The sequence below is a fragment of the Kitasatospora sp. NPDC048239 genome (assembly GCF_043202015.1).
GTDB lineage: Bacteria > Actinomycetota > Actinomycetes > Streptomycetales > Streptomycetaceae > Kitasatospora.
Window position 1 is genome coordinate 507,974 of sequence record NZ_JBICZP010000003.1, and the last position, 12,602, is coordinate 520,575.

The 12,602-nt window shown below is 69.9% G+C and carries 13 protein-coding genes; 6 read left to right on the top strand and 7 right to left on the bottom strand.

What is annotated here, in order from left to right; genetic code table 11:
* Window positions 1–48: 48 nt before the first annotated feature.
* From ACGFZP_RS10070 to ACGFZP_RS10090, 5 genes are all read right to left on the bottom strand, one after another.
* Window positions 49–219, bottom strand: a complete 171-nt coding sequence (locus tag ACGFZP_RS10070; RefSeq protein ID WP_392930555.1) for a hypothetical protein — start codon at window positions 217–219, stop codon at window positions 49–51.
* Entirely contained in the window at window positions 219–458 is a 240-nt protein-coding gene (locus ACGFZP_RS10075; protein ID WP_392930558.1) for a hypothetical protein, read from the bottom strand. The genes ACGFZP_RS10070 and ACGFZP_RS10075 overlap by 1 nt, the downstream gene beginning before the upstream one ends.
* Window positions 455–862: a hypothetical protein gene (locus tag ACGFZP_RS10080; RefSeq protein ID WP_392930561.1), complete on the bottom strand. Its 408-nt coding sequence runs from the start codon at window positions 860–862 to the stop codon at window positions 455–457. Before ACGFZP_RS10080 ends, ACGFZP_RS10075 begins: the two co-directional genes overlap by 4 nt.
* Window positions 859–1,860 (bottom strand): DUF2637 domain-containing protein, encoded by a 1,002-nt coding sequence (locus ACGFZP_RS10085; protein WP_392930564.1) that lies wholly within the window; start codon window positions 1,858–1,860, stop codon window positions 859–861. The genes ACGFZP_RS10080 and ACGFZP_RS10085 overlap by 4 nt, the downstream gene beginning before the upstream one ends.
* Window positions 1,861–1,951: 91 nt before the next feature.
* Window positions 1,952–2,230 carry a hypothetical protein gene (locus ACGFZP_RS10090; protein ID WP_392930567.1) on the bottom strand — a complete coding sequence of 93 codons (279 nt, stop codon included), beginning with the start codon at window positions 2,228–2,230 and terminating at the stop codon, window positions 1,952–1,954.
* Between the two features lie 426 nt (window positions 2,231–2,656).
* Between ACGFZP_RS10090 and ACGFZP_RS10095 the strand changes: the two genes are divergently transcribed.
* Both ACGFZP_RS10095 and ACGFZP_RS10100 read left to right on the top strand, forming a co-directional pair.
* Window positions 2,657–3,505 (top strand): GntR family transcriptional regulator, encoded by an 849-nt coding sequence (locus ACGFZP_RS10095; protein ID WP_392930570.1) that lies wholly within the window; start codon window positions 2,657–2,659, stop codon window positions 3,503–3,505.
* Window positions 3,502–4,194, top strand: coding sequence for an HAD family hydrolase (locus tag ACGFZP_RS10100; RefSeq protein ID WP_392930572.1), 693 nt, complete (start codon window positions 3,502–3,504; stop codon window positions 4,192–4,194). Before ACGFZP_RS10095 ends, ACGFZP_RS10100 begins: the two co-directional genes overlap by 4 nt.
* A 108-nt stretch (window positions 4,195–4,302) precedes the next feature.
* Here the strand turns inward: ACGFZP_RS10100 and ACGFZP_RS10105 are convergent, their stop codons facing one another.
* Together ACGFZP_RS10105 and ACGFZP_RS10110 are read right to left on the bottom strand one after the other, a co-directional pair.
* Window positions 4,303–5,301 carry a hypothetical protein gene (locus tag ACGFZP_RS10105; RefSeq protein ID WP_392930574.1) on the bottom strand — a complete coding sequence of 333 codons (999 nt, stop codon included), beginning with the start codon at window positions 5,299–5,301 and terminating at the stop codon, window positions 4,303–4,305.
* A gap of 634 nt (window positions 5,302–5,935) precedes the next feature.
* On the bottom strand, window positions 5,936–6,724 hold the full coding sequence (locus ACGFZP_RS10110) for a TIGR04255 family protein (protein ID WP_392930577.1): 789 nt from the start codon (window positions 6,722–6,724) through the stop codon (window positions 5,936–5,938).
* A 480-nt stretch (window positions 6,725–7,204) separates the two neighbouring features.
* Here ACGFZP_RS10110 and ACGFZP_RS10115 point away from each other — a divergent pair, with 480 nt between their 5' ends.
* From ACGFZP_RS10115 to ACGFZP_RS10130, 4 genes are all read left to right on the top strand, one after another.
* Window positions 7,205–8,344 carry a peptidoglycan-binding protein gene (locus ACGFZP_RS10115; RefSeq protein WP_392930579.1) on the top strand — a complete coding sequence of 380 codons (1,140 nt, stop codon included), beginning with the start codon at window positions 7,205–7,207 and terminating at the stop codon, window positions 8,342–8,344.
* A gap of 117 nt (window positions 8,345–8,461) precedes the next feature.
* Window positions 8,462–9,292, top strand: a complete 831-nt coding sequence (locus tag ACGFZP_RS10120) for a MerR family transcriptional regulator (RefSeq protein ID WP_392930581.1) — start codon at window positions 8,462–8,464, stop codon at window positions 9,290–9,292.
* Window positions 9,293–9,362: 70 nt separating this feature from the next.
* A complete protein-coding gene (locus ACGFZP_RS10125; protein WP_392930582.1) occupies window positions 9,363–10,742 on the top strand; it encodes an MFS transporter in 1,380 nt (459 codons plus the stop codon).
* A gap of 94 nt (window positions 10,743–10,836) precedes the next feature.
* Complete coding sequence (locus ACGFZP_RS10130) at window positions 10,837–12,201, top strand: FAD-binding oxidoreductase (protein WP_392930584.1); 1,365 nt, start codon at window positions 10,837–10,839, stop codon at window positions 12,199–12,201.
* Window positions 12,202–12,602: the final 401 nt, after the last annotated feature.

The following is a 12,602-nucleotide window of genomic DNA, read 5'->3' on the forward strand; positions in this document are numbered from 1 at the left end:
ACCGGAGGGTGCGCGGGTGGGTGTGCGGGGTGCGCACCGGGGAGTGGGTCAGGAGGAGCGCCACCAGGCGCGGGGGGACTCGGCGCGGTGCCAGGCGGTGGTCGACCGGCTGGTGCGGTGGGAGTCGATCTGGCGCTGCCCGGCGCGGTCCGCCTCGCGGACGGCCTTCGCGCGCCGCTGCCGGCCGGACTCGGGCGGCTTCGGGTCGCGGCCGAACATCAGCGCTGCCTGATGCGGCCGACGAGGACGAACGGCTCGCCGTCGACCACGCACATCGCGGTGAACTCGCCGGGGCAGGCGCCGCCGCTCCTGGCGTCGGTGACGACCAGGCGCGAGCACCACGGCTCGCGGATCAGGCCGCTGACCACGTCCAGCGGCACGGGGTCGGCGACGCGGTAGGCGATGCCGTCGCGGCGGACGATGCCGACCAGCGGCAGAGAATTAATCGGCTTGCTCATTTCGCACCGCCGCCCTCGCCGACCGGCACGCCGGGGTCGACGTGCGGGTCGCGGACGTGATTGCCGAGGGCGAGGCTGTAGTAGCCGGTCAGGGACAGCGGGACGCCGGCGTAGGTGGTGGCGGCGCTCAGCCAGGCGTGGGGACCGGTGCTGCCGTGCTCGACAGCGGCGGGGTCGACCCCGAGAGCCTGGCGCCACTGCTCGAAGTCGCTCAGCGCGGTGTCGCGGTGGAAGCCGAAGCACAGGCCCCAGACGAGGACCAGGTCGCCGGAGGCGTCGCGTTCGGCGGACACGACCTGTTCGCTGGTGATCCTGGGAACGGGCAGGTCGGCGTGGGCGCTGAGCGCGGCCATCAGTGCCCCGGCGGCGTTGATCAGCCCGGAAGCGGTGTTGTTGCTGGTCACGATGCCTGCTCCTCAGCGGTCGTGGTGGGGACGGCGTGCAGGGCGGGCCGGACGGTGGGGTGTTCCTTGTAGCGGGCTGCGATCCAGCCGGCGGACCAGCCGGTCAGCTCCACCGCCTGGCGCTGCGGCAACCCGGCCTCGACGGCGGCCCTGACCACCTCACGGGCCCGCTCCTCCGGCAGCCGCTCGGCGGCCGGGCCGGCGGACAGCAACTCGGCGCTGGCCCGCTCCGCAGCCTCCCGCTCACTCTGTTCACGCTCGGCCCGAGCGGCGTGCTCACGGTGCTCACGCTCGCTCGCCTCCCGCTCACGGCGCTCACGCTCGGCCCGTACGGCAGCCTCCTGCCGGGCCTGCTCCTCGCGCGCTGCGGCCTCACGGCGGGCGGTCTCCGCGCGCTCGTCGCGCGCCATGCTCGCATCGTGCTCACGCTGCTCACGGGCGAGCCGGGCTTCGTGCTCACGGCGCTCGCGCTCGCCCCGCTCTGCGGCCTCGAAGCGCTCGATGCGGTCGGCCCGCTCCTCCTGCCGCTGGGCTTCGGCCCGCTGTTCGCGCTGCTGGCGCTCGGTGCGCTCAGCGGCTTCACGGGCGGCCAGGGCGGCGCCGATGGCGCGCCGGTAGGCGAGGGAGGTCTCGGCCGTGACGATCAGCAGCAGCGGTGCCACCGAGTGCACCGCGACCCCGACGCCGTCCCGGTCCAGGGCGGACAGACCCACGTTGAGCAGGACCGTCATGAGGCCGGTCATCCAGCGCAGGACCACGGGCCAGCGACCGCCGTCGCCGTTCAGGCGGGCGAGCGTGGCGTCCATGCGCACGACGATCACCACCGCCGCGTCCACGACCAGCGGCAGGATCGGCGCCGTCCACTCCCAGCCCTTCGGGCTGTGGCCGGCCATGAGCGGGGTCACCGTGAGCACGCTGTAGAGGACCGCGCCGAACGTGATCGCCCACGTCCCGACGCTCAGCGCCCGCTCCGCCGAACGGATCTGAGCAGGACTCATCGCCGCCTTCATCGCGGCCCCCAAACCGGGCGCCGTGAGCGGCCGGTGAGCACGCTCACCGTGACCGTGAGCGCGGTGAACACGTTGTCGTTCACGCCGCCACCCGGTAGGTGCTCGCGGCGCGGCGGATGACGGCCGGACGCCGCAACGGCACCGGCGCCGACCGCAGCAGACGCTCGGCGAAGGCGGCCAGCACCGGGTCCTCCCGGCGCAGGTCCGCCAGCATCGCGTGCGCCGCGTCCAGCCGGGCCGCGCGCTCGATCTCGTCCTCGCCGGCGACCCCGGCGAACAGCTGCTCGTCCACGCCGAGCGCCAACTCGGCGAACTCGTCGTCGTCCGCGGCCGTCTGGCCCGCGATAATCAGCCTCATGGGCCTACCTCTTCTCTGGGGTGTGGGCCCGTGAGGGGCCGCCGCGCTCCGGCCAAGGAAGGCGCGGCGGCCCCGTTCTCACAGGCCCGGCCAATGTTGATCAACAGCACTGGCCGCCCCGGTTGCCCAGGACGGCCAGCAGGTCTGCGCCCTTGCAGGCGGGCGCGGCCTTTTGATCTAGGTCTCCGATCTGACAAGGCGCCGGGATGCCTCGGCCCGATCTGTCCCGGGCCCCTTCGCCCTGGGCACGGCGGAAGGCCGGCCATCCACGGGCGCATTCGTGCAGGTCAGAGCAGCCCAAAGAAGGCCCCTCTGTGTCACCCCTGTCTCACTCGGTGCGACACTCACAACATAGAGAACCTGCTTAGGCAGGTCAAGAGAGCTGGGTTTCTCGCGCCTGTTGAGCACCTCCCCTAGCATTGCCCCATGGCCTTGGACCCGGACGACTCTCGCCCCCCGTATCAGCAGGTCGGCAGCTCTCTGCGGGCCTCGATCCTCACCAAGAAGCCGGGCTTCGAGACCGGCGACAAGCTCCCCTCAGGCCCCGAGCTGGCGAAGCACTTCGGCGTGGCGCGCGGCACGGTGGACAAGGCGCTCGACCTGCTCCGCACCGAGGGGCTGATCGTGACCCGGCAGGGGAGCGGTTCCTTCGTCCGGGAGCGGACATCCCGGCCGGTCGGGCTGCGGCCTCACCTCGAGGCGGCCTTCGAGCAGCAGCAGGTGACCCTCGACTTCGCCGGCTTCTCCAGCGAGACGCTCCACAACGCGCTCCAGGAGCCGCTCGACAAGGTGCGCTCCGGCCGGCTGGCGCCGGAGTCCATCACCATCCGGCTCCTGCTGCCGGACACCACGGCGCCCATGGCCGTCCCGGTGCTCGTCGACGGCCTCCAAGACGAAGCCGCCCTCCGGCAGCGCGCCCGCAACATCGCCCTGACGAATGCCGGCGGCATCGCCCACTCGGTGGAGATGCTGGCCGAGCTGGGGCTGGTCCAGAAGGCGAGTGTCGCGGTCAAGGTCCACCGGGCGTCCAGCCTCTTCAAGCTGTACATCCTGAACCGGCAGGAGGCGTTCTTCGGCTTCTACCCGCTCCGCGAGCGCACCGTGGCGATCGATGACACCGCTCACACCTTCTACGACGTGACCGGCAAGGACACGACCCTGTTCCACCACGCCGCCGGCCCGGACGACGCCTCGCTCGGCTCGCAGTACGTCCAGCAGGCCCAGATGTGGTTCGACAGCGTGTGGAGCACGATCGCCTACGAGCGGCAGCCATGACCGCCACCTCTCAGCAACTCGCCGACGTGCTGCGGCCGGTGAAGCATGTGCTGCTCGACTTCGACGGCCCGGTGTGCTCGGTCTTCGCCGGCCTCCCCGCCCCGGAGGTCGCTCGGCGACTCCGCGAGGGCCTGCTCATCGCCGGTGAGCAGGACCCGGCTGGCGCGGAGGGTGAGACCGACCCGCTCGCCTTGTTCCGGCTTATCTCAGACGCCCGACCTGAGCTCACGGAGAGCATGGATGCTGAGCTGGCCGCGCTGGAGACCGAAGCCGTTCGCGTAGCCCGCCCGACCCCGGGCGGAGAATCGGTCCTGCGCGCCGCTGCCCGCTCCGGTCGCTTGGTCTCCGTGGTCAGCAACAACGCGGGCGCGGCCATCACGGTCTACCTCGCCGAGCACGGCCTCAGCGACTACGTGGCTGGCGTCTTCGGACGCGCCCCGGGTGACCCGTCCTCTATGAAGCCGAACCCGCGCCTCCTGCTCGAAGCGATGGAAGCCGCGGGCACCGGACCGGAGCACAGCATCTTCATCGGCGACGCGGCCCGCGACGTCGAGGCGGGAGAAGCTGCTGGCGTCACGACGATTGGTTACGCCAATAAGCCAGGGAAAGACGCGAAGCTCGCTGCTGCCGGTGCTGTGGTGGTCGTGGAATTGATGGAGACTATTGCTGAGGCTTTGGCGCGGGCATGAGAAGTTCCACTCCTGAGGCTTGCCTATATCGCTGTTTGGCTCGAAATATATGCGGCATCGCCCGTTGTTCTGGCAAATGAGACCCTCAAGTAGGCCGCCAGGTTCCATCTATGATGGACTGGAAAGGTATTCCAGGTCGAGCTGTTCGGTTTGGCGATACTGCTCGAGAGTGAATGTGTCAGTGCTTGAGAGTGTCGCACTGAAGGATTTTATGCGCCCGTGGGGCTCGCAGAGGGCGGTCCAGGCCAGGAGGAGTTCCTGCCAGAGATCGACGGCGGCGGAACCCTGAGCTGCGCGAAGATCCTTTGCAACGACGGCCGCCGGGCGTGGATCAAGCGCGTCGGACACCTGGACCCACGCGTCAGCCTCTGGGATTATTTGGGGATTTAGTATGAAATGGAGGACAACTTCAACGCTCTCGGCCCCCCAATGTGGAAGCGCTTCGGCGCGGATCTGATAGAGCTCCTGCAGGGCTCGGGACTCGTCGCCAGATTTCGAGTGCTTATCACGGATCCTGCCAGAAAGTCTTCCGAGGGCGGGGTGGAGGTCGTCAGGGAACGCAAACCTGCCAAATCTTCTTGCGATTACCGCAGAAAGGCATCGGATTTCTGCATCTGTTGTCACGCCGTGAAGCGGAGTTCGATTGAGCAGCACGCTTTTCTCGGCGGTGAATACTCGAGTCAGATCTGCGAATAGGTTTTCTCCGAGCGCTGGAAGCCATGCAAGCTGAGTTGACTCAAACTTCCGCGCCATCCTTCCCTGCTCCCCGATCTCCTCTACAACCGGGCAGAGTTGAATATAAGGCTGCCTGCCGCAATCTCTCACCACATCGCATGTCTGGCTGACTACTGCATACCCGTGAGGATCTTCGCTGTCGAGCACGGCCAGTTCTGATGTGTATTCATCAGTAGCAAGTGAAGAGGATAGCGAGACCCCTTCCATTGCCCTTAGGGTCTCCGCGCCGGGGCTCAATGGGCGCTGCAGGTCTACCAGGCGGAGGCCGAAGAGGCCGTCCAGTACGTCCCCTTGGCTCCATTGGAGCACCACCGCGTCAACCTGCTGCCTGAACAGGTCGGACTGGTCGTCAGGAGTCGGCTGGGCTGTCATTCACGCTCCGGGTAGCTGACTTTCCTAGCCTCCGCCCGCCGCGAACCACCTCGGCGGGTGACAAGGAAGTGGAACTGCTGCTAGCCAACAGCGTAGCGGGGGCGAGCTCGCCACGGAGTGGGTTGCCGTGCGCTCGTAGCCGGTAGTCGACCATGAGTTGGTAGAGCGACCGCTCTCCTGGACTGGCTGTCAGTAGCGTTTGGCGGGTGGCCTCGCCGGTTCCCTGGTCGTAGCTCTCGAGGACGCCAAGGTGTGCCCTCAGTAGCTCAGCATGGTGCTCCGTCATTCGACCGCCAGATGCCCACAGGTGAGCGGCTCGCCGGCTGACACCGAAGAGCCGGGCGACTTGGTCCCAACTGAGCCCAGAAGTGTCATGCAACCGCCGAATATCCACTGCGGTGTTGTGTGCGGTCGAGGTTGCGGGTGCTCCCGCTGCGGCCCCGTTGCTGGTTTGAAAGCTGACGTAGACGAATTCTTGACCCCGGGGCAGGGCGGGAACGCCCGCGCCAGTGGTACCACCCGCAAGGCCAGCGAAGGTGATTACCGCAGCCGATATCAGCCTCGACCCGCGCGTTGTGAGAGTGGGTGGACTTGTGGCCGCTTGATTAATTGCCAGAGCAGTCACGTCGGCCCCCTAGATGAAATCTTGCAAGAATTCGTCGGTGATCAACGCGCGAAAGGCTCGATATGCTCCGCTTGCCAACTGTTCTGCTCGCTCACCAATGTCACTGACGGTGAAATCGCATGGACCGTCAGTGAATGAATCTAGATCGATTACCCAGCTGTCAGATTCCAGCACTGGAATCGTGGGCTCCATCATAGCCCTGGCTGGCACCCAGCCTTGCCGGATTAGCATGCGATCGTTGCCCTCTGCGTAGAGGGACTCGGTGACCGACTGGACCAGCGTGGCGTGCTTGCTCATCCTGCCAAGCGCCAGCCCTGCTTGAGTTTCGGGACGCAGGTATTGGTGGAGGCGAGAGAGGTGATGTCCGGTGATTTGATTGATGTATCGAATTCCGATTCGATCTGCGAGTACGGGATCGCCTGTTTTGCTAATCGCCGAAAGGACTTCCTCGAGTCGCTCGCGAAATTGTCGTCGAGATTCATAGGAACTGGTCTCTAGCGAAACGAAGTTGTCGGAGTACGAGACCATCCAGGTCGAGTCTTTGCTGTGAAGCTGCCGTACAACATTCTGGTCCGGCTGCTGTACTACGCCGTTGGGCGTGATAACGAGGTTGATCCCTGCTTGCTGCCGGGCTACCGGGTATCGATTGCGCAGAAGCTTGGCAAGCTCGCGCTGTCCTTCTGGTGCGGTCAAATCTGGCGCGGAGGGGAACTTGATCTGCGCGAGGACACGGGTCAACGGTGCACGGGTGAGAGGGACCTCTGGTGCGGGCAGGTCGCTGAACAGTCCGGTTGCCATGCTTCACACTCTACTTCACACCCGTTCGGTCGGATAGCTGTCATACGGCCACTGGTGGGGCTGGCGACTGTGGTCGTAGGCCAGGCCATGGAACCCCTGTGGCACATCCAGCGCGCTGGTGATCATCTCTGGGTCGCATCGCAGGTGAGCGGCGGGCAACTAGGGCGACCGCTGCGTTCTTGAAAACTGTCGTGCGGTGACCCCGTACCGTGGGTTCGAATCCCACGCTCTCCGCTGGTAGGAGAACAACCTGCTCAGGGCGGGTGCCGGAAGCTTCCGGCACCCGCCCTTTGCGTTTCCCGGTGCGGGTGCCGGTTCTGGGCATGGTGTGTGGACCGCCGTGGTGTCAGGGGGAGTTGTCCCGGTTTCACTCGGAAGGGGGGTTTGGGGAGGGGGCGTCCTCGTGAGGGGGAGGGGTCGGCGTTAGTCGGACGTAAGGGGGCGAACTGCCCCTGGTGCGTGCCCGGCGAGGAGACGCGGATGGCCTGGTACCCCGGTGCTGAGCGGATGGAGCTGCAGCCCGAGTCGGACGAGCAGCCGGCGATCGTGCCGACGCAGGTGATCTTTCACAGCATCGCGGCGCCGTGGACGCCGCAGCGGATCTACGAGTACTGGCGCGACAGCACCAACCTGGAGTCGCACTTCGGGGTCGGATACGACGGCGGTGTAGGCCAGTTCGTCGGCACGCAGACCCGCGCCGACGCCAACATGCGGGCGAACCGGCGGGCGGACGGCACCGGGGCGGTGAGCATCGAGTCGGCGAGCAACGACCGGCACACCGATCCGTGGACGGACGCGCAGGTCGCGGCGCTCACCGCGCTGGGGGTGTGGCTGCACCGCACGCACGGGATCCCGCTGCGCGCCTGCCGGACGGCGGACGACCCGGGGTACGGCTTCCACCGGATGTTCCCGGACTGGTCGGACGGCGGGACGGCCTGCCCGGGGGACGCCCGGGTGCGGCAGTTCTACGACGTGGTCCTGCCCGGCATCGTCGCCGGGGCCGCAGGTGGAGGCGGTGGCGGTGGCACGGGCGGCAGCACCCCGCTGCCGCCGCCCCGGGCGGACTCCGGCCCGGCCCGGTACCGGGTGACCATCAACGGGCTGGAGTACGGCTACGGCGCCCACGGCCCGCAGGTCCGCGAGGTCGGCGAGGCGCTGGTGGCCGCCGGTCACGGCTCGCACTACACCTCCGGGCCGGACGAGGACTGGCGCGACGCCGACACCCTCAACTACCAGGACTACCAACGCGGTCTGGGCTACTCGGGCGCCGCCGCGGACGGCGTGCCGGGCGAGGAGTCGCTGCGCCGGCTGCTCGGCCGACTGCCCTCGCCCCGGCGGGTCTCGCTGGCGCACGTCGTCAGCGCCGCGCGCACCGACCCGGGGGCCGAACAGGGCCACCAGACGTACGGCGGCGAGGTGCGGATCGTCGAACAGGCGCTGGCCGACGAGGGGTTCCTGGAGCAGCGCTGGGTGGACGGGTCGCTCGGCACCCGGACGGTCGAGGCGTACGCGGACTTCCAGCGGAGCCTCGGCTACTCGGGCACGGACGCCAACGGCATCCCGGGCCAGCGCAGCCTGCGGGAGTTGGGCGCACGCCGGGGGTTCGACGTCACGGACTGACAGGCCGGCAGGCCGGTGGGCGGAGGGGCCGAAGGAGCGGGAACGGAGGTACGGCGGGAGGCGGCGTCGTCCGGTGCTTGACCATGACACGGTGTGAGGGTCTGCACTGGAGGAATCATGTTCAACATCGGAGACTTCGCCAAGCACGGCCGGGTGTCGGTCCGCATGCTGCGTCACTACGACGCCATCGGACTTCTGCGCCCGGCCCGTGTCGACCCGGCCAGCGGCTACCGCTCCTACGAGGCAGCCCAGTTGGCGCGGCTCAACCGCGTCATCGCGCTCAAGGACCTCGGCTTCACACTGCAGCAGGTGCAGGCCGTCCTGGACGACCAGGTGGACGCGGCCGAGCTGCGCGGGATGCTGCGGCTGCGGCGTGCCGAGCTGGCCGCCGCGATGGCGGCGGACGCCCAGCGGCTGGCCCGGGTCGAGGTGAGGCTCCGAACCATCGAGAGCGAGGGAATCATGTCGGCAGACGACGTCGTGGTGAAGCGGATCCCGTCGGTGCGGGTGGCGGAGCTGACCGCCGTCGCGGCGAGCTACCAGCCGGAGGACATCGGGCCGGTGATCGGCCCGCTCTTCGAGGAGCTGTGCCGTCGGATGGCGGCGGCCGGGGTGGCGGCGGCCGGTCCGTCGGTCGCCCGGTACGAGGACACCCCGGAGGGGGACGGCTCGGTGCTGATCCGGGCGGCCGTGACGGTCGGCGCCGGGGTGGACGTGCCCGGGGCGTACGACTTCGCGGTGCTCGACCTGCCGGAGATCGAGGAGGCGGCGACCATCGTCCACCGCGGTGCGATGGACGACTGCCTGCCCTCTTTCCAGACCCTCGCCCGCTTCGTCGACGAGGCCGGCTACCGCTCCACCGGGTACGCCCGGGAGCTGTACCTGGAGTGCCCCGAGGACACCGCGGAGTGGGTGACGGAGTTCCAGGAGCCGGTGGTCCGCGGCTGAGGCACGGCCCGGCGCGCGCGGCGGGCGGGCCTTGCCCTCGACCTGGTCGAGGACCCTACGGTCACCGGGCATGGCAACCACCACCGTCGACGCCCCGCGCCGGGCCGCGCTGCCCGGTCCGTACCTGCTCTGGCTGGCCGGGACGGAGGTCGGGCTGCTCGGTGATGCCGCGCTCTACTTCGCCCTCGGCTGGGCCGCCTCGGCCCACGGCGGAGGCGCGGCGGGACTGGTGCTGACCGCGATCACGCTGCCCCGCACCGCCTTCGTCCTGCTGGGCGGTGCGGTGGCGGACCGGTTCGGGGCCCGCCGGGTGATGCTCACGGGGGACGCGGTGATGCTCGTCGCCACCGCCGCGCTCGCCCTGGCCACGGGCGGCTGGGGGACCCCGCTGTGGCTGCTGGTTGCGACGGCGGTGGTGATCGGCACCGTCGACGCGTTCTACCTTCCGGCGAGCGGTTCGATGCCGAGCCTCCTGGTGGACGCCGGACAGTTGCCGCGCGCCTTGGCACTGCGGCAGGCGGGCGGGCAGTTTGCCGCCCTGCTGGGGGCGCCGCTCGGCGGTGCCCTGGTCGCGGCGGGCGGGCTGCCGGGGGCGGCCCTGGCGGACGCGCTCAGTTTCGGGGCGCTGCTGCTGGTCCTGCTCCGGGTCCACCCGGCCCGGCCGACGGCCGTTCCGACGGCGGCTCCGCCCGGTGCCGGCGTTGGACGGGAGGGACTGCTGCGCGAGGCGGCCGCCGGGGTCCGACTGGCGCTGGGCGACCCGCTGCTGCGGGCGGCGCTGCTGCTCACCGGCGCCGCCGCCGGGGCGCTGCTGCCGGTGGTCTCGCTGCTCGGTCCGCTGCTCGCCCGGACCCATGACTGGGGTGCCGGGGCCGCCGGCCTGGTGGCGGGCGGGCAGGGGGCCGGGGTACTCGTGGTGGCGGGCCTGGTGTCCTGGCGGGGAGGTCTGCCGAGGGCGGGGGTCGGGGCGGCGGCCGGGCTCTGCACGGCCTCGGTGGGGATCGCGGCACTGGCCTGGGCGCCCGGTGCGGGGGTGGCGGTGGCGGGCGGTGCGGTGGCCGGGATCGGGGCGGGGCTGTTCGCCTGCCACCTCGGCCCGCTGGTGCTGGGCGGTGCGCCGTCGAGCCATCTCGCCCGGGTGCAGGCCGTGTTGACGCTGGTGCAGAGCGCCGCCCTGGTTTTCTCGACCGGTCTGCTGGGACTGCTCGCCGACGCGGTGGGCGCCCGCTGGCCGACGGCGCTCTGTGCGCTCGCCACCGGCGCCGCCGGGCTTGCCGCACTCGGATCTGCCACGCTCCGCCGGGCAGCGAGCCGGCCACCGAGCCGACCGGAGGACCGGCCAGAGGGCCGCACGGAGCACGAACGCGGACCGGGCGAGGCACACGGCCGACAGGCGGCGGCCCCCAAGCGGCCCCCAAGCGGCAGTGAAGCGGCCCTGAAGCGGCCCTGAAGCAGTCGGTGCGCGTACTTGCCGCTCCCACGGGCACGGGGCAGAGTGCGGCGGGACGGGGCGGGCCCGCACCCGGCGGCGATCGGAGACGGCGATGAGTGATCTGACGGACCGGCTGGCCCAGGGCCTCCCGCCCGGCGCGCTGACGGTGGACCCGGATGTGACGGCCGCCTACAGCCGTGACATGGCGGGCTTCTGCGCGGCCGGCACCCCCGCGGTGGTGGTCTTCCCGGAGACGGTCGAACAGGTCCAGCACGTGCTGCGGACCGCCACCGCCCTGCGCGTCCCGGTGGTTCCGCAGGGCGCCCGCACCGGGCTCTCCGGCGCGGCCAACGCGGTGGACGACTGCATCGTGCTGTCCATGGTGAAGATGAACCGCATCCTGGAGCTGGACGCGGTGAACCGGATCGCGGTGGTCGAACCGGGCGTGATCAACGCCGAACTCTCCCGCGCGGCGGCCGGGCTGGGCCTGGCGTATCCGCCGGACCCGTCCAGCTGGGAGTCCTGCACCATCGGCGGCAACATCGGCACCGGCGCGGGCGGCCTGTGCTGTGTGAAGTACGGGGTGACCAGCGAGTACGTGCTCGGGCTCGACGTGGTGCTGGCGGACGGCCGACTGCTCTCCACCGGCCGTCGGACCGCCAAGGGCGTCGCGGGCTACGACCTGACCCGGCTGCTGGTCGGCTCGGAGGGCACGCTGGGCGTGGTGGTCCGGGCGGTGGTCTCGCTGCGACCCGCCCCCGCGGCGCAGCTGGCGCTGGCCGCCGAGTTCCCGAGTGCGGACACGGCGGGTGCGGCGGTCTGCGAGGTGATGGCACGCGGCCTCACGCCGTCGCTGATGGAGCTGATGGACGCCGTCAGCGTGCGGGCCGTCAACGAACTCGGGCAGATGGGGCTGCCGGAGTCGACCCAGGCGCTGCTGCTGGTGGCCTTCGACGGGCCGGACCGGGTGGCCGAACTGGCGGCGGTGGAGGCGATCTGCCGGGCCGCCGGCGCGACCGAGGTGGTGCCGGCCGAGGACCAGGCGGAGTCCGACATGCTGCTGGAGGCGCGGCGGCTGGCGCTGCCCGCGATGGACCGGCTGGGCACCACGATGATCGACGACGTGGCGGTGCCGCGCTCGCGGCTGGCCGAGATGCTGAACGGCGTCGCCGTGATCGCCGAGCGGCACGAGCTGACCATCGGTGTGGTGAGCCACGCGGGTGACGGCAACACCCATCCGATCGTCATCTTCGACGCGGCCGACCCCGAGCAGTCGGCGCGGGCGCAGCGGTCCTTCGACGAGATCATGGCGCTCGGGCTGGAGTTGGGCGGGACGATCACCGGCGAGCACGGGGTCGGGCTGCTGAAGCGGGACTGGCTGGCGCGCGAGCTGGGGCCGGTGGCCATGGAGCTGCAGCGGCAGCTGAAGGCGGTCTTCGACCCGTTGGGGATCCTCAACCCGGGCAAGGCGGTCTGATCGTCCGACCGGTTGTTGCCCGAAATCCCGCATCCCTGCCGTCAAGCGCCCCGCATTTCCGAGGAGTGGAAATGTCGGGGCGCTTTCCCGCTTTATCGGATTTTTTGAATAGTCCGAGAATGGCTGGATATATCGACAAGGATGGCTGACCGCACCCTTAGGGGGCGCGTTCACTGGTGCTGCGCGCTGGGGTGGTGCGCGGGGTCATCCGAATGGTGCACGCACGCCCGCTCCGGGGCTGCGCGGCGCTGCCACCGTTCGAGCGAAATCCCAGCTCGGTGGCGGTGTGTCGGCGTGGTCGCCGCTGGTTCGATCGTTATGCGCCCAAGTCCGGATATCACGCTAACGGGCGAAAAGGCCGCCGGGAGGTGGTGCTTTGTCGATTTGTTGCGGAAGTCTGT